10 protein-coding genes are annotated in these 18,753 nt (G+C 48.7%); all 10 read right to left on the bottom strand.

What is annotated here, in order from left to right:
* The 10 genes from GQF01_RS31880 to GQF01_RS31830 all read right to left on the bottom strand — a co-directional run bounded on the left by GQF01_RS31880 (nucleotide 1) and on the right by GQF01_RS31830 (nucleotide 18,057).
* The gene (locus tag GQF01_RS31880) at nucleotides 1-903 is read right to left on the bottom strand and encodes an ABC transporter permease (RefSeq protein WP_161411077.1); all 903 of its coding nucleotides are present in this window, start codon (nucleotides 901-903) and stop codon (nucleotides 1-3) included.
* Nucleotides 904-996: 93 nt separating this feature from the next.
* Nucleotides 997-2,586, bottom strand: a complete 1,590-nt coding sequence (locus tag GQF01_RS31875; RefSeq protein ID WP_161411076.1) for an extracellular solute-binding protein — start codon at nucleotides 2,584-2,586, stop codon at nucleotides 997-999.
* Between the two features lie 178 nt (nucleotides 2,587-2,764).
* Complete coding sequence (locus GQF01_RS31870; RefSeq protein WP_161411075.1) at nucleotides 2,765-5,014, bottom strand: AraC family transcriptional regulator; 2,250 nt, start codon at nucleotides 5,012-5,014, stop codon at nucleotides 2,765-2,767.
* A 409-nt stretch (nucleotides 5,015-5,423) separates the two neighbouring features.
* Complete coding sequence (locus tag GQF01_RS31860) at nucleotides 5,424-7,634, bottom strand: glycoside hydrolase family 88/105 protein (RefSeq protein WP_235960727.1); 2,211 nt, start codon at nucleotides 7,632-7,634, stop codon at nucleotides 5,424-5,426.
* Between the two features lie 11 nt (nucleotides 7,635-7,645).
* A complete protein-coding gene (locus GQF01_RS31855; RefSeq protein ID WP_161411073.1) occupies nucleotides 7,646-8,914 on the bottom strand; it encodes an FG-GAP-like repeat-containing protein in 1,269 nt (422 codons plus the stop codon).
* Nucleotides 8,915-8,994: 80 nt separating this feature from the next.
* Nucleotides 8,995-11,577 (bottom strand): exo-rhamnogalacturonan lyase family protein, encoded by a 2,583-nt coding sequence (locus GQF01_RS31850; protein WP_161411072.1) that lies wholly within the window; start codon nucleotides 11,575-11,577, stop codon nucleotides 8,995-8,997.
* Nucleotides 11,578-11,710: 133 nt separating this feature from the next.
* Entirely contained in the window at nucleotides 11,711-14,053 is a 2,343-nt protein-coding gene (locus tag GQF01_RS31845; protein WP_161411071.1) for a helix-turn-helix domain-containing protein, read from the bottom strand.
* Nucleotides 14,054-14,504: 451 nt separating this feature from the next.
* Nucleotides 14,505-16,088, bottom strand: coding sequence for an extracellular solute-binding protein (locus tag GQF01_RS31840; protein WP_161411070.1), 1,584 nt, complete (start codon nucleotides 16,086-16,088; stop codon nucleotides 14,505-14,507).
* 90 nt (nucleotides 16,089-16,178) lie between these two features.
* Complete coding sequence (locus GQF01_RS31835) at nucleotides 16,179-17,063, bottom strand: carbohydrate ABC transporter permease (RefSeq protein ID WP_161411069.1); 885 nt, start codon at nucleotides 17,061-17,063, stop codon at nucleotides 16,179-16,181.
* 19 nt (nucleotides 17,064-17,082) lie between these two features.
* On the bottom strand, nucleotides 17,083-18,057 hold the full coding sequence (locus GQF01_RS31830) for an ABC transporter permease (RefSeq protein ID WP_161411068.1): 975 nt from the start codon (nucleotides 18,055-18,057) through the stop codon (nucleotides 17,083-17,085).
* Nucleotides 18,058-18,753: the final 696 nt, after the last annotated feature.

The following is an 18,753-nucleotide window of genomic DNA, read 5'->3' as shown; positions in this document are numbered from 1 at the left end:
TTACCACAAGCTGTTCTGACTGACCCTCTTACTGAGATAATTAGCCATCAGAAGAATGATGAAATTGATGACGGAATTGAATAAGCCTACTGCTGTACTAAAGCCATAGTTAAATTCCAGAATCCCCTTCCGATACACGAAAGTGGAAATGACATCCGCGGTATCGTAGATGCTCGCGCTGTACAACAGAATGATCTTCTCAAAGCCAACGTTCATTAGATTACCTAACGCGAGAATGAGCATGATCATAACGGTAGGAAGGATACCCGGCAGCGTAATATGCCAGATTTGACGAAACTTCGTAGCCCCGTCGATCTTGGCTGCTTCGTACTGTTGCTGATCAATACCAGATATCGCTGCTAGATAAATGATGGTTCCCCAGCCTACTTGCTGCCAGATTTCACTGATGACATAGATGGGACGAAACGACTCCGGCTGCTGCAGGAAGGATGCCCGTTCCCCGCCGAAAAAGGCGATCACGTCGTTAACTAATCCATCTGATAGCGTAAAATACCGAATGATGCCCGCAACTACGACCAGCGTAATAAAATGGGGCATGTACGTAATCGTTTGCGTAATGCGGCGAAATATCGGACTCTTTAATTCATTTAAGAGTAAAGCAAGAATAATGGGCGCCGGAAATCCGAAAAGCAGATTGCTCATGCTGAGCAAAATGGTATTTTTGATCACCCGAAAAAAATAAATACTGGAAAAGAAATCATTGAAATGTTTGAAGCCCACCCAATCGCTACCCAGGATTCCCTTGGCAGGCACAAATTGTTTAAAGGCAATGATCGCGCCATACATCGGCGCATACTGAAAAGCAATGTAATAGATGACGACGGGGAGTATCATGATGTAAAGCCACTTGTTGCGTATCAAATCTCTTCTTAAGCTGGTCATCGCTCCACCTTCCTTCGTATAACCCCTGATCGGCTTCGAGCAAAGGACCGCTGCTTGCTGCTTGGCAGCGGCGGTCCCCAGCCTCGGCTTTCCTTATCGCTTCATATATCGTTCATAAGCCGCTTGTTGAATTTTAAGCGCGCGTTCAATTCCCATACTCTTCATTTGTTGAACATACTTGTCATACGCTTCGATCGGCTCAGCTCCAAGAATAATTTTCAGCTCCGCCTCTTTCACCAGCGCGTTAATATCGTTCATGATGGAGGACATTTCATCCGCTTCTGCCGCAGTCGGCGTTACCGGCGGCAGCAAATGACTCGCATGATTCGTATTTTTCCAAATATCAATGGCCTCTGTCGTTTGCTTATATTTCGCTGGCAAATTATTATCCTGCTGAATCATTGGGAAATTCGTGCCATGTGCGTATTGCATCATAACTTGGTCACTGCCCAGACCTTGCGGATTCTTGACGACCATATCGGTATACGCAGGCTTGCCGTCTTTCAACGCATAGGTAACGCCTTCGATACCGAAAGTATTCAGCATGCTGCCTTCTTTGGAATAGGCGTAATCCAACCAACGCATGGCTGCTTCAATGTTCTTGGTTTTAGCCGAAATGGCCGCAGAACTCGTACCTGCATAGGCATTGTCCAACTGCCCGAATTCAGGCTTTGTCCCTTTCGTTAATGTCGGGTACGGTGCAGCCACATAGTTCGCTTTAGGGTCTGTCGCTTGTACAGTCGAATTGTACTTCTCGATATAGAATTGCCAGCCGAATGTGGCCCCACTCACTTGGGATGTCATCTTCTTGTCGACTGTCGCTGCATCGATCGACGCAAAGTCTTTATCAATGAGCCCTTCTTTGTACCATTTACTCATCGTCTTGAGATACTCTTTGTACGCTGGCTCCAAATAACCGTAGACAACTTTGCCGTCTTTCACATAATAGTTGCCCATGACGCCATATGCGCCAGCGAAGCCCCCAGTACGTTCGCCTAGGAAAATCGTACGGAAAGTTACCGGTGCCGCCGCATTCTTCTTCTCCTTAAATGCCTTCAGCGCTGTATACCACTCATCGATGGTCTCAGGAATAGCGAGTCCTAGCTCGTCAAGCCAATCTTTGCGAATAATAGGGCCTCCATACACGCGACCAGCCTCCGAACGGATGAATGGGAATGCGTAGTAAGTGCCGTTATCCGTTTTGATCATTTTATCGATCTCCGGATTGTCCTGCAGCGTTTTCTTCAGGTTAGGCGCGTATTTATCGATATAATCGTTCAGCTTCAATATATAACCTTGCTCTACCGCTTTCTCCGGACCACCCGGATATTGCAGCCATGTATTCAGGAAGATGTCAGGAAGCTCACCGGATGCAAGCTGCAAACTGAACTTCTGATCTGCCATCGGCGTGCCGCCCAAATGCTTAATGGCGATGCCTGTTCGCTTCTGGTATTCATCATCAATCGGCATTCTCTCAGGAATGCCGCCGAGCGCTTCCGTCATGAACGTAAGCTGTGTATTCCCTGGCATCGGATAAGAGAAGTTGGCATTGCTGCTTGTATTCGCTGCTGTCGAAGGCGCTGCTTCATTGCTCTGGCCTCCCGTACAGCCCGACAAGAGCAGCGCGGAACCTACTATAAGAGCTACGGAACTGCGCAGCTTGCTTGATCTTATTGATTTCATTAACAATATCCCCCTCATCAATTGGAAAGTAAAAGTAAGTTGATCTGTCGCTTTCCCAATGTAATCGACCTGATCTTCACCGACAATGTTCAATTTCGCAACTCGATTGACAGTATGAAAAAAAGACGATCGTCAATTTGACTACAATCGTCTTTTTGGTTATTCACAGCTAAATTTGCTAGGGCAAGCTTTTGTATCGACCTGGCGTGATGCCTTCATATTTTTTGAACACTCGAATAAACGCGCTGCTGCTGGTGAAACCGACTTTCAGCGCTGTCTCATCAATAGAAGCTCCCTCGTCCAAGAGAAGTTTCGCCTCTCCCATCCTAATCTGGCTAATATAGTCATGGAGACCCTGTCCTGCATGCGCCTTGAATACTTTGGACACGTACTGAGGTGTGATGCCAAAGTGCGCCCCGATCATGGAGACGCTTAAATTATCATCCGTAAAATTGGATTTTACGTATTCTTCCACCTGATTGCCAATACCCATATGGCTCGCAAGAGACATCCGGGACTGAACACGTTCGCAGACGAGCGTGACAATCTCTAGCAGCTCTCGCCGGAATTCCGCGCGTGTGGAACAGCTCAGCAATCGTTTGACTGGGCGGCGCTCTTCCCAAATAGCCGATTTACTCGTTTCTAAAGGGATGGTCTTCATCATCGTACTGGCCAGATCAATCATCGCACATTTAATCATTTCAATAGAGGATTGCCGGCTGAAAATACCTTCAATCAGCTCATCCAACAGCTCGGTAGCCTTAGGCAAGTCTCCAACCTTGATAATATTGATCAAAATCAGCTCATCATTCATGGAATAATAGTAATCTGTTTCCTCTTGTTTAACATTCCCATACCAAATAAATCCATCTTCATTAAGGAGCAGGCTATATTCTCTAGCTTCAAGCGCTTGCAAGAAACCTTGGTGAATCCCTTTGAGGCCAACCTGCCGTTCACTTCCTGCTACAGCAAAGGTCAATCCGTAACGCTGCTCGATAAATTCCAACCCTTCCGAGAGCGCTTGTTCAATGTCCTCTTTCCAAGAGCTTGTATGGATCGGATTCATGTTCACGATGGCTCCGAGCATACCGTCCAAATCAGTAAAATGAATCAAGTGCCTGCGGCGAATCAGATCCATCACGATATTTGAAACAATAAAATGTGATAACTCCAGCGAAGTTTTGCGGCTATCTTGGGCTAACTCTATATGAAACAGCAGTACCGTGAACTGCTCGGATGTCCATTGTAACCGATAGATTTCCGCTGCTTCTTCTACAGATAATGATTCTTCCACATGCCCCTTTAACAGTCGTGACAAATAGTAGCCCTGGAGCACTCGAAATTGCTGGTGCTGCTGATTATTCATATCATCCCGCTCCTGCAAAGTCGCAAGCACACTCTCCCGAATGAAGGCGTATTCATCTTTGTCGCCTTCACTGTCCTTCTTGAAGCGAGAAAATACATGAACCAGTTCACGGACAGGACCGTAATTTTTCTTAGCAAAATACGAGATCACACCGGCTCCGATCAGACAGCAAATCAACAGTCCTATTAAGTTCAAATTGCGAATTTCTCTTGCTCGTTCCCAGAATACATCAGAGGGAAATACACTCACATATCGCCATGCCGTGGTATCTGATTCCACAATTGTCGTCATGCTGTCGGAGCCTTGTAAAGATTGATAGTACGATTTCGGTACAGTTTCTCCATTACGGTTTTGAAACAGGATCTCATCATGCTGATCGACAATGAAAATTCTGCCCCTATTCACCCAATCCACGTTTTCCAGCAAATGCTGAATGTTGTTTCTGTTGATCGGCATCATTAACATCCCGGATTGTGTTCGCTCAACCTTGTTCGTTAACGATTCCATGAAGACAACTGTCTCTCCTGGCCTGTCCAACTCCGTAATTGGCATCAATTGATATTCCTTCTGGTTTGGTTCCTGCACACTAGCCAACCACGTGTCATAAGACATTTGAGGAGACTGATGGGTCATTTCATAGAACAATTTGGAATCCACATAGGTTTCATTGGTTAAAACCTTATCCAGTTGGGACGAGTAAATATAAATGCCACTGATAAAATCATTAATAGACTTGTAATTGCTAAGTTCCTGTCCCGTTTTGTAGATAGGGAATGCATTCTCGGATTCTGCCGCCTTATCAAGCTGCAAATATCTCTTGATATCCGGTTGAATGGTAAGCTGAGCGGCGAGTTTCTCCGTTTGTTTCAACTCATTATCAACAATGAATTTCACTTGATTCAGCATGGCATTACTGGCCCGCCGAATTTCATATTCAATAATTTGTGTTGTTTGCAAATAGACGATCGCACTTACAATCAAAGGAATAATCATAATTATGGCATAGGAGACGATCCACTTAAACGCTACACTATTGCTAAATTTCTTAAAGTTTCGTACCATAACCGACGCTCCTCCTATGAACACTTCCTGTCCTCTTGCTGTCTTTCATTATAAAGGATCATTCGGTCAATTCAATCAAACCATTCTAGAATTGGATCTACAATTTCGCAACTATCGGAATCTACAATATGAATCTAATCAGCAATTTGTAATCTAGCGGGTTCCAACGGCCATTTGCTTCGGTATACAAATAGAGGCTGTCCCACGGTCATTGGATGACTTGGAACAGCCTCTTTAAAAATAAACAAATAACTGGAAATTATATCGTTAATCCACGCCGACTCCCCTACTTTCTGGCTCAATCGTCCCCATTAACAGGACAAATTCCATTTATTTACCCAGAAGCAGTGTTACTCAATTAAATAGCGGTAGTTTTTCCTGTTAATTTAAGGGATTTCTCCTGAAAATTTCAAAAGTGGCTGCAAGCCGATAAATGCTTCCTCAGCTTCATCGTTTCAATGCCAGCCAACAACACAATGCCGATTCCATGCGTATCGTTCAACTGCCAAGACAGCTGATCTTTATAGTACAGCTTATTGAACGAATAACCCGAGCCTCGGCATACGCCGTACACATTTCCATTTTTGTCGATGGCATAACGCGTTAAACCTTCCCAACCTTGCAGCACAGCCTCCACATAAGGAGCTGCCTCCTCCAGCCAGCCGAAACGGACGCCTCTAGCGAAAGCGTAGATAAACATCGATGTGCAGGAAGCTTCCGCATACGACTCCGGGTCTGTCAGCACTTGATGCCATAAGCCCTGCATCCCCTGTAAGCGCCTGTACCCTAGGCACAGCTCACGAAAAAATGCCAATAACTCGGGACGTTCTGGATGCTCGCTAGGCATGACCGCCAGAAGTTCGGTTAACGAAAACAGCACCCAGCCATTGCCTCGTCCCCAAGGCACGCCATTTCCTTTGCTGAATTTAAAATCGAATACATGATGCATGATGCCTTGCTCAGGAATAAACATCAGCTTTTTATATCGCAGAAACTGTTTCGCTGCATCATCCAGATACGCAGCATCACCTGTAAGCTCGTAGTATTTACTCAGAAACGGCGTGCTCATATATAAATCGTCACACCAAACCGTATCCTTCATGAAGTCAGTTGTCCCTCGCGTTCGGTACAATGTCCCATCCTCAAGCCGGCTTTGTTCTCGCGTAATGTAATGGGCTATGTGTTCGGCTGCTGCCTCTGCCCCATCCAGTGCTCGAAGCTTGCCTGCCTCCAGCATGGCAGCGCCAAAGGAGCCGCAGTCATCCAAGCTGTCGATCAGCGTCAGTTGGTGATTCACGCCCGGCGAGCCATATTGCGCCTGATCCCAACGGCTATAAGCGAACAACGTGGTGCATTGTTCGATATGATCTGCGGCGTAGTTCGTGTAATGCGGGTCCCCTAACTCCTGACCTGTTCGCAGGATGCCGTAGAGTGTCACCCCAAGCGGATAATTCCATTTTCCGTAAATGGCATTCTCCAGATAAGGCCGTACCCAAGCTCCAGGCATATCAGCGCGCCAGAAAGTGCGCTCATCTTCTGAGCCAAGCGGTGCATCCATGCGAGTAATTGTGGCTGGGTGCGGAGCATTATCAGCTGAGAAAGGTCCTGCGTACAACCAGCCATCCGTTAGTCCTTCAACAGGATAAGGCGGGATTCGCTTCACAGGAGCGGCTTCTTCCGTGCTCGCGTGTTCGATTTCTAGGTTAACACCCCAAATCGAACCCTCACAAGTAGAGCAGGCAACGAGATCGTGGGCACCAAACGGGATCGCAAGAATCATCTCAAGCGAGCCATCCGTTAAATGCTTCTCGAACACGGGAGTGCCATTTAAGTACACGGTTAGTTGGCCTTGATACACACCTATTAACCTGACCCTTTGCACGCTTGGGTTTCTGTTCTCCAGCTTCGTCCACGCATAGGCGATCTGCCCTGGCTTTTCGCCGTAAATGCGGCTGAAGCACCCGCTGTTCAATTCCTCTGGCGTCCACGCCATTCGCGGATACCACTTATCGACAGCCGAGCTTGCCCAGTCTTTCTCTTCCGCGCTACCTGGCATGACTTCCCATGTCGCCGATTGCGGGCTGCTGTATACCCAGCCCTCTTGACCGTCCCGGTCAGCTATTGGGGCAAGCATATGCATCGGGAAACCTTTGATACTCCCTGTTCCGAACTTACCGCCACAGCCCGTCGCCGTTGCCACGAATTCCATAACGATGTGATTCCAGCCTTTGCTGAGTTTGGCACGGAAATAGCTGCTCCGCTCCGGAAACACATCGTCATTCAGGTTTGACGCGAATTGCTGCGTCCCGTTCACCATAATACGTACAGGGCAATAGCAGCTTACGCTGAATGGATGCTCGATCTCCCCATCGCTCCACAGCTTCCCCCAGACGTAGACAAACTGCCCGTTCTCCAGCTCTGGCCATCTCTGCGCAAAATCCATTTCGTAGCGGTAATCCGCTTCACGGCGAAAGCCTTCCGCCGAGTAGATCCGATAAACCGGAGGATGCTTAGGGTTAGCGCCGATGAACCTTCCAGCGATAGTCGCTAGTATATGTTCGTCAGACTTGGCTTTGCCAGCGATTGATTCGGTTGGTTGAAAATAGGGACTCATCTTCATGTCTTCCTCCATTAGATTGGGATCTCGCCGCCGGGATACAACGTGGAGCTGGACAACCGTTTCGGCTGAGGCAGCGGTACACCGGAAGGCTTCTCGGTCACATCATAAGGCTGACTCGCATAAATCGCCATCGTTTCGTTATTAAAGATAATAACCTGCTCGCTCCCGCTTCCGAATAAATCAGCATGCACCACATAACCTTCGAGTGGAAAAGAAACGACCGCGTTCATATGGCCGTCATATAAGGTTGGGCATACACCCCCGCCACGACGATAAGCTAAAATGTAATCCGCTGCGCCCTTCTCCCAACCGCGGAGAGGTTCAATGATGGTCAGCCAGCCGTCGGTTTGGCGATCTTCCTTCCAGATCTCTCGCCCTTCACTGTCCAAAAGGAAAAGCGCGTCTTTGCCTTTCAAACCCTTGCCGTCATCCTCGCGCACGAGACGATCGAGGCCTGCGATCTGAAGGCCCGGCAAGTCGTTGCGGAATCGGCCGAGCGCGATATGCTGGGACTCGATCGAGCCTTCGTAACGCCAGAGTTCTTGCCCGTGGCGATCATACATGACCGTGACACTGCCGCCGATCACTAGCTCCGGCTCCCCATCGCCATTCACATCGCCAACCCATATACAGTCTGCGTGATCGTCCAAATCCCGGCAGCTCCAGAGCAGCTGGCCATCATGGTCAAGCAGGTCATAACCAGCCATGACTTCATCAAGCCCGTCGCCGTCGAAGTCGTAAACCCAAGGGAAATGCCCTGGGTTGCCCTCATGTTTCCACAGGAGATTAAACGAGCGATCGAGCGCCCACAGGGTGTGATAGCGATCTTTCAGAATGATATCTCCCGCCGCACAACCGCCCGTCAAATTCGCTACGATAATACAATCGTGAGCGTGCTCGCTAGGTAATGCATGAGATGCTTTTACCTGCCCATTTTGCCCATCCAAAATCAAGAATCGATTGTCCATCACGCATAGAACCTCTAAGCGTCCATCACCGTCAATATCTGCAATTTGCGCAGGATAATCCGACCCTTGGCTTCCCGCTCCGGAATCCGGCTTGCCAGTCTGCCAAAGTAGATTGCCCTCCAAGTCGAACGCAGTCAAGCATTGTACCTGATGGGGAATGTACCTGACATCTTGGCGGTTGTCAGGGTGCACCAAGAGCACCTCCATCCTGCCGTCTCCGTTCAGATCGCCGAGCAGCATTTTGCAGCGCGGACCCGCCGCCTGAATATCTATTTTCGCAATAAGATGCGCTTCCTTCAACGTTTGTTGCATCCAATATCCCTCCGTATGTTAACTCTTTAGCAAGGTGCAAAGACTTGCATATTCCCGTATTCCATTCGGCATTCCCTCCATCAGCGCTGCTCCTCCGGCAACGTATCCGGAATGAACTCCAAAGCGATAATGGTGTTGAGTGACCATTGCGCCGCCTCATTCGTATTCATCCAATCGATCTCCTTGAGGTCGTTCACATGCGTGACATGCGATGCATCTACTTTCAAATCGACACGGGCGAATGCGTTGCCCAAAAGAATGGACCAGCATGCACGTGCTGTTTCTTGATCTTGCTTGTAGTACGCGCCAAAAGCCACGATTGCCGCACTCAGCACAGGGTGCCCGAAGTGCTTGGTGCTAATCGCCCCTTTCGTCAGCAGGTCCTTCTCTTCTTGCGATTTGTTATAATAAACACCGAAATCGACTAGCATTTCTTCCCACTTCGGATCCTTCAGCATGCCGGCGAGTTCGAACCATACTTGTGGGCCACCCATACAAATGGCCAAATGACGGTCATAGTTATCATCACCAAGCGGCGTTAGCACACCTGTTTTCGGATCATACCCATAAGTAGGCCCGGAGATCAGTCCGTAGTTTGCTTCTTTGATGCATTCGATCCCTACCATCATTTTGTCCCTGTAAAATGTATCCTCATAACGTTCCCAACGGGTCATCCAGTTGGAGCTGAAGGCCGCCCAATCCGGGCCTACACGGATATGAGTCGGGTGCTCATCCTTCGGAAAGTAGGCTCGCATCGGGTCCAAATTCACAGTCGTGAAGTCCGAATCCCTCACTTCATCCATCACATCGCCGATCCGCTCGTCAGCCGTCAAATAATAGTAGTAGCGATGAAGGCCTGCCATGGCAATGCGAGCTTCCTTGCAGCCGCAGCCCCAATGCACCACATTATGCCTTGAACCAAGTCCGGCATATTCGCCGAAATGGTACACATCGACTTCGCTCGTGTGCCGAGTCATCGCCTCCGCCATGCGGAAAATATCCCTCCTGCCTGAGCGCAGAAACATGATCCACAGCCACATATTTGGCGCCAGCTCTGTATTTTGCCAAGCACATCCGCCAAGATCGTAGTTCCACACATGTCTAACGGGATCATAACTATGCATGTAATCACCATAGTCCCAGAACCCGTACCATTTGCGCTGTTCCACCTCGTCCTGGTAAAACGCAATAATGCCGTCCAGCCGTTGCTCCAGCGATGCTTTCGCCAAGCTGCTCCGATCAGCAAGGCTCCAATAACCAAAAGCGCGCGCAGCATGATAATACGCCGGTTCACAAACAAGCAAAGACGGATCTTGCATCTCGGCAAGCAAGCTGTCCAGCAGCTCAGGGCCAGGTGTCGCTGCCAAACACCATAACGCCATCTCGCTCGTGTTCGCGATGCCATACGGCGTGGCGCGAAGCTCGTCCGCACCTTCATAGGATGACTCCACATGTGTTTCCGTATCGTAATGGCGAAGATCCATTGGCGTGCTGTCCGGCGACCACAGCCATACCGTCAACGTGGCTTCTGCCTCTGCCATACCTTGCACATCAAAACCTGACGGATGCTTTTCCCAGAAATGGCGCAGCCCTGCAGCCAAGCCGCCGCCTTCCCCGCCAACATAGCTAAGCCCGCCTGCCCGTTGTCCATCCGTCACTTTCACCCAGCTGCATACGGCCTTCGTTTGCTTCCAGATCCGGTAGTGATCGGATGAATCCTGAACGAGCTTAAAGCTGTCCCACGTTGCCGAATCATCCAATAGGCTTAAGAAATAGCCGTCCTCCTGCGGATCGAAGTCAACCGTTTCGCCTAACGTCTGGCGTTCAAACAGGTCACGGTATTTCCCCTTTGTACGCCGTGTGTGCAGCGTTTTCGGCGATTCACTGAAATACCCGCTATCCCCGGCAAACCGAACATGCCGATTATAGTGGCTGCCACGCATCGGCACCGCAAAACGGATGCCAAGCCCTTTGATAAAATCCTCGTTCGGGTTGCCATCATAATGGAACGTATGCACAAGCCGAATCGATTCCAGCCCCGCATAGACATACAGCCGCATTGTAAAAGGTAGCCATTCCCGCGAGCCATGAACCGCACGGTGCCTTCCGCTGAGCTTCACCACCGCGCGGATTGGCCCGTTCTGCTCCACGACGGCCTGATGAACACGGCTTTCGAATGGCTCTTCCTTCACCGTCCGAGTCCCGGATACCTCGGAGCGAGACTCCTTCAGGCAGATCAAATGGCCTCCACTGCACACTTCCGCCCCTTGGCGGACGATGCTTCGGAGCCAATGAGCGCCCTGCTTGCCCAGCGTGCAGAGCATCACACCTGTATCCAGCGTAATCGTATCGTCAGTTTCACGAACTATGACACGTTTGTCAGGGATAGGTCCTCTTCCTTTTTTAATGACGAAACTGTCCGTTGCCTGGTGGGGAACTGCCGCCGCATGGGCAGACCACTTCACACTGCCATCCGGCCAATAAGCCGTCGGCCAGCTTTGCAGCGGTATGGCTCCCTCGCCATCTGCTTGTGCTAGAAGCAGCGATTCCTCCCTGCGCAGTTCGCCTTCCCTCCACGGTATTCCCCAAGTCATGCCTACAGGCATAGACGCCACTTTATCTTTGGTTAACCTGCTCAGCTTCACTTTCGTTTCCGTTGCCACATGCATGCATCTCCCTTCCCCTCATAACTTCATTGTAAAAATGAGACCTCTTGCCTACAATGAGACATTATTGCCCGGGCTACTGGGGCGGTTTGCACTTTTTTATGCCATTAAAACATTATTGTTCACGCGTTCATGTACTCCGGCTGAGCTCCCGATAACGGGTGGGCGTCATGCCTTCCAGCTTTTTAAAAATACGGTTAAAATAACTGTGCTGATAGCCGACCTGATCGGCAACATCGCAAATTTTAATCTCTGACTCGCGCAGCAATTCCTTGGCTTTGTCCATTCGCAGTTCTGTTAAATAATCGATAAAGTTTTTCCCGGTCACCTGTTTGAACGTCTTACTCAGGAAAAACGGATTGGTGCCGGTATGATCCGCACAATTATCAAGCGAAATATCTTTCCTGTAATTTTGCTGCAAATAAATCATCGCTTGCTCGATCATACGCTTGACCTGTGCATCAGAGCGGCCTGACAGCTCCTGCTGAAATGGGGCGAGGACCTTGATCTTGAACCACTCCAGGATTCTCCGAGGCTCTCTGATTTGGGAAAGCTGCTCGTACAAATTTGCCCCTTTGAACAGCCGGTTCGGGTTAATCCCGGAAACCATAATCGCGTGCTGAACGTTGCCGAGCAAATGCAGCATGCCTTGCTGCACGTCGATCTCCTTTGCTCCTTTGCCAGATAATGCGTCAAGGAACGATGCCAGCATGTCATGCGCCTCCTCTTCCCGGCCAGTACGAAGCGCCTGAATCAGCTCCCGCTCCAGCGCAAATGGATATTGAGGCTCCGACGCGTCATCGCCATTCAGATGATCCTTCTCCATATCGATAATTTGATTGACATTTTCAAAATTACGGTAGCTGACTGCCTGTTTCGTTCTGTCAAAAGCCAGCGGAACATCCGAAATATGCGTCACTGGGCGGCTGATCGCGATAGTGACGTGCATTTTCAGAATGCGATTAATGTACTGTGTCAACTCTTCACTGAAAATCTCAAAGTCATCCACGACAGATTGATTCTCAGGTGTAATAAGCAGCAGACCTGCCGTAAGGTCATGGAAATTGAGCGTATCGCATTGCTCGAAATGTTGGGCCGCCAGCTCCTTGATCATGTTGACCGCCGCAAAGGTCACAAGCCCCTCATCGCCATGGCGGAACGTCCCATCCAAATTCGTCATGCCGACTAACTGGACATACAGCACCGTATAGTGGCGATGCCTCACATCCCACTTAAACCGCTCCATACGGCTGAGCAAGTCTTCCTCTGAGTACTCGTTCAGGTAGCCCTGCAGCAATTGGTGCAGAAAGCTGTCTTTCACATGCGGCAGCTGCTCCTTTAGCTTGGTATTCAGCTCAAGACTTTCCGTGTGCAGGTCTCGCCACTGCTTTTCGATCACGGTGAATTCGTCTACTCGACCGGCCCAATTCGCGTGACCGCCTAGCAGCGTGACGAGTCGTTTGACGGGCAAATAAATGCTCCGCGAAGCCAGCCAAGAAAGCAGAGCAGCGAGCAGCAAAGCGATCAAACTTACCGTGATGATCACCTTGGAAATAAACACCACAGGCGAGATGATGCTTGTGATTGGAGAAGCGGATACGTAAGTCCAATCGTCGGCAATTCGGGATAAGCTGCCATAGGAAACCGTATAGGTCTTCCCTTGATAATCTAAGAAGAAGGAGCCTTTGGGGGCGCCCAGGGATGCGATTTTCTCCCGTAAAGCCGTGACGAAAGGTGAATTGGAAGCGCTTCCGGCAGATGAGACATAAAGCTCACCCGCATTTTGCAACACGAAAGTTTCGCCTTCATCGTACGGTGTCATCGTTTTCAACATGTTCGCGATTTTATCGTTGTCAAACCTAAAGACTAAGACGCCAAAAGGATGCAGGCTCCCACCAGGAATATGATGAATTAGCGTCAGATCCTTCGTATTCGGATGCGCCGCATCAAAGGACCACTGCGTCCAGTAGGTTACATTTTTGCCATGAATCAGCTTATCGTACATGCCAGATGTCGTCTTGTTATCCAGCACGGTATATTCAGGATTAAAAAGGACGGTACTCGAACCGCCGACATACAGCTCGGCCTTCTTCACCAGCGCATTGGAGCCCTGCATAGCAATTAGCGTTCTCGTAATATCCTGCGTTCTTTCGAAATTTCTCACGAAATCGAAACCATTCAGGCTGTAATCGAATTTATTGTCAAATGCCCAGTGTGACAGCAGCAGCTCAAGATTGCTCAATTGATCGTCAATGTTCTGGGAACGCTGCTCGATCTGCCCGTAATGCAGCTGCAGCAGCTCGCTCTCGACTCGCCCGCCGGCTATCCAATACACCAGCGCACCCATAATGAGTCCCGGGATGCCGGAGACGATAAAAATCATGATCAGGCTTTTTCTAAAAAAGCGGCCTTTGCCGCCGTCCGTCCGGCCCTGCCTGTTACCGAATCTTGCTTTAACGGTGCTTAAGCGCATGTTTTCACCAACCCATTCTTAAGTTTAGCTTCCAGCGATTGACACTATAACCTTGAGCATATTACGGAAAGTTGGCGATGGGAAGTTAAATTTCAGTGTATTTCCCCTACTTTTCCGACTTTTTGGAGGGATCCCCTGGTGCAGTTAAGACCCTATCGCAAATAAGGGAACTCCATTCCCCTATTTTGGTGAAAAGCACGGTTTCAGGGGTGGGTTGGGAACTACAGGGTCTTATTTCGCCTCCATCGGCCAAATATCAGCCCCGCGTCGCGAAATAGCGGACCCTAGTTCCCTCTAATCCCGCCAATCGCCATTTTTGGCGGAATAGCGCCCTGTAGTTCCGCTAACCTGCGGTAACCTACCGAGATGGAGGCAACTAGCACAAAAGGCACCCAAGATCCGCTACGGATCCTGAGTGCCTGGGCCAACTATTGCTGGACTTATTCAGCCATTACTTCTTCACAGCTGCATAAAGCTCGTTCATTTCTTTCACCAAATCATCGCCACCTGATTTTTTCCACGTTTCAAACGCGGTTTTCAAGCCCGCTTCGTCCGTTTGCCCAACGATGAATTTGATGCGTGCATCATTGATAACATTGTCGAGCTGCTGACCTTTCTGCGAGTAAACTTGGGAGATAAATGGCTCAGCAGGGTTAGCCACGATGAACTGCTCGGCCTCTTTTTGAATTTTGGCCGTTTGCAGGCGAAGTGGTGTTTGCTTCACTTTCAAGCCTCGATCCTCTGGAATGAACGGCAACATTTGGTTCAAGCCTTCAACTTCGGATTCCAGAAGCGCGGAATCCTTGCTAGGCACTACGGCGTCGCCTTCTTTGGTATAGTGCTTGCCTTCCAAGCCATAACCAGCCATTGTTGTAAGCTCCGGCGAGTTCATTTGATCCAGGAATTTCAGTACGCGTTTCACATCGTCTTCCGTTTTCACCGACGATTTCGGAATGGCGAGCAATCCAGCGAAACCGGACGTTGGCAGCGCTTTGAGACCCGATTTGCCTGTGACGCCAATCATGTTATCAATATAGTGAATATCGGGCTTATCTTTGCCTTCTTTCGCAAGCGTCTGGTGGATTTTATCGTCCAAACGAGCAGCATTATCCGTAACGTCAATGATGACGCCGGCTTGGTTATTGACAACAGGGTCGTTCCATTTTGCCGAATCAAATACAGCAAAGTCCTGGTTGATCAGCTTTTCATCATACAGTTTTTTCATGAATTTCAAAGCTTCCAGGTACTCCGGCGTTTGATGCTCAGGCACCAACTTGCCGTCAACAACCCCCCATTTGTTCGGAGCGCCGAACCACAGCTTCATAATATCAAAGCTGCTTGCCCACTGACCGGTCCATTTCACCATAACCATACCGTACGTGTCATTTTTACCGTTTTTGTCCGGATCCTTCTCTTTAAACGCTTTCAGCATAGTATAGAAATCATCAATCGTTTTAGGCGGCTGCAGGCCCACGGCTTCCAACCAGTCTTTTCGGTAGTTGATACCGTTTCTGCCAAGCGCACGTCCACGGTAAACACCGTAGTTTTTGCCATCGATAGAAGAGTTGTTCATGATGATGGAATTCGCCTGATTTAGCGTCGGGAAATCCTTCAAATATTTTCCTACTTCCCAGAACGCGCCGGACTTCGCTGCATTCACAAAGCTCGGATTTTTCACGTCAGGTACATAGATGATACTAGGAAGCTTGCCAGAAGCGAGCGTGATGTTGAATTTATCCGTATAGGATGCGTTAGGTACCCATTCCAAATGGATGTTCGTGTTGGTCTTTTTCTCGATTTCTGTCACAACCGGACCGTCGTCCTTCGGAAAGTTTGTTTTGAAAATCGGCAGCATGACGTTAAGATCCAGCGGAGCTTGCTGCTGGGCAGGCGTAGCTGCACCTGGTGCAGCTGATGCTGCGGATGAAGGAGTAGTTGCGGCATCCTTACCTCCGCTGCTGCAGCCAACAATAGTTGTCATAGCCACTGTACTGACTGCTGCGACGGAAATCCATTTTTTTGAGTTCTTTTTCATATGATCGCTCCTCCTTTAAAATGGGCAGTCTCCAGGCATGGCCTAAGCTGAATTGCCGAGAAACTGTAAAGATTAACTATCGTAATCCGTTTACCCTTTGACCGATCCAATAAGGACCCCCTTGGCAAAATGCTTTTGCAGGAACGGATAGACGAGCAAAATAGGAATGGTGCCGACGACGATAACCGCCATTTTGATGGACTGCTCCTGCTGCTTCACGAATTGCGGATCGACTGTGGTCATATCGCCTGCCGCCATTTGCGAGAGCAGGACAATCTGCCTCAGCATGACCTGAAGCGGCCATTTGGCGGGATCGTTGAGATACAACAGGGCGGAGAAAAAGTTGTTCCAATGGCCAACCGCATAAAACAAAGTGAATGTAGCCAGAACTGGCATGGATAAAGGAAGAACAATGCGCCAGAGAAGGCCAAGCTCTGTGCAGCCGTCAATTTTGGCCGCTTCCTCCAACTCTTGTGGGAGCTCTTGGAAGAAGTTTTTGACGATGATCAGATTAAAAGCGCTGATTGCCCCCGGAATCATTAGAGCCCAATAAGTATCAATCATATGCAGCTCGCGAATAACGATATAAGTCGGAATTAAACCGCCACCGAAGAGCATAGAGAAAACAATCATGTTCAAGACCGTATTTCGTCCCATAAGCCCTCTTTTGGACAGGGCATACGCCATCGTTACGGTAAAAAAGAGATTAACCATCGTACCCAGAATGGTTACGTAAAGCGAAACCCAAATACTTTTCAAAATCGTATCCGTTGAAAAAATAAATTGGTAAGCCGATAAGGTGAACGTTTTCGGAATCAGGAAGACCGCTCTTTGCGTCAGCTCCGTATCCGAGGCGAATGAACCGGCTACCACATAGATGAAGGGCAGAACGGCCACGATACCGATAATACTAAGCAGGATATAATTACTTACGTCGAAGATGGTCCCTGATAAGCTTCTGTATTTTGTATTCAATGTGCCTCTCCTCCTTCACCTAATAAATGCCGGATTGGCCGAAACGCTTCGCCAGCCAGTTTGCCCCGAGCACAAGAATGACGCCGACGATGGCTTTGAATAAACCAACCGCAGTACTGTAACTGAAAGCGCCTTGCGTAATCCCCATCATATACACATAAGTATCGAAAACTTCCGCTGTTTCCCTATTCAAGGGGTTCAGCATCAAGAAAATTTGCTCGAAACCATTGTCCAGCACATCCCCCATCCGAAGAATAAGGAGAATGATGATCGTGCTTCGAATCGAAGGCAGTGTAATGTGCCACACTTGTCTGAAGCGATTGGCGCCATCCATAATGGCAGCTTCATATTGCTCAACATCCACACCTGCCAGAGCAGCAAGGAAGATAATTGTGCCAAATCCGCATTCCTTCCAAATGGTTTGAACGATGATCATCGGACGGAACCACTCTGGGCTAGCCAGGAAATCGATCTTGGCACCCGTATACTGCTCCAGCATCTCATTCACAATCCCGCCTTGCGTTGTCAGGAACACATACGTCAAGCTCGCCACGATAACTAATGATATAAAATGTGGCACATAAATCAGCGTTTGAATCGTTCTTTTGAAGAAAGCCAACCGAACTTCATTTAAGAGAAGCGCCAGAATGATCGGTGCCGGAAAGAAAAACAGCAAATTATAAAATGAAAGCAAAAGTGTGTTGCGAAGCAGCATAAAAAATTCAGGGTTTGTGAAAAACACGCGAAAATGCTCCAAGCCAACCCAATCGCTTTTCCAAAAGCCAAGGAATGGCTGATAGTTTTTAAAAGCAAGCAGCACGCCCCACATCGGGACATATTTGAAAATAATGAAATACAGCAATCCCGGAGCTAATAGCACGTACAGCCATTTGTCTTTCAGCAATCTTCCGGTTATGCTTGCACGGCGTTTCGCATGCTCACGGGTACCCGGTTGCGCAATTTCTATTGAATTAGGTGCAGTCACCCGTTTCATCCTCTTCACCTCCAAGAAAGTTGATCGCCCTTGCGAGCGGTGTAGATTCAGTATGCTGCCATATCCGTTTTCCGCCTATCGGACATTTTTGTAAGCCCTTCCAACTCTTGATTTCAGCTGAAATCAAGAAAATGCAAACGCGATAAAACAGTCGAAACTCCGCTTATTCCCTGGTGCAAACGGCTCAAGAATGTCCGATTATATAGCAACAACGGACGGCGCCGGGGGCTACTTCCGCGTGAAGGACAAAGAGACTGCCCTAAAGTCATCTTAAATGACGGAGGGGCAACCTCTTTGTTCTTACCAACTGTATCTGTGAAGTAAAGAGGTTCGTCCCCCTTCACCGAATCGCTCACGCGGTAAGCTAATTTAATATTAACGGGAAATTCTCCCGCTATTTCAGCATGACCAGGCTCGAAAATCCAATTAACTGGAAATTCTCCAGCTAATCCGCTCCGAGATCCCGTTTTCCAGCTCAAATGTCTCAATTAACAGGAGAAATTCCATTTATTCTCATTATAGCTGAGTAACTCCATGAAATAGCGGGAGAATTTCCTGTTAATTGAAATCGACTGCCCCATAGCCATAATAATGGCTGAGGAGTAGCCTCTCTGTTGATTTCACGCCTTGTTGCTACTTCGCTAACAGACACAGTCTCGCTTATTCGGCACAAATGCGGCATTGGATATCCGCGAT

It is taken from the genome of Paenibacillus silvestris, from assembly GCF_009882985.1.
Taxonomy (GTDB): domain Bacteria; phylum Bacillota; class Bacilli; order Paenibacillales; family NBRC-103111; genus Paenibacillus_E; species Paenibacillus_E silvestris.
Note: the sequence above shows the minus strand (reverse complement) of the source record. Positions and strands in the feature narration are given on the sequence as shown.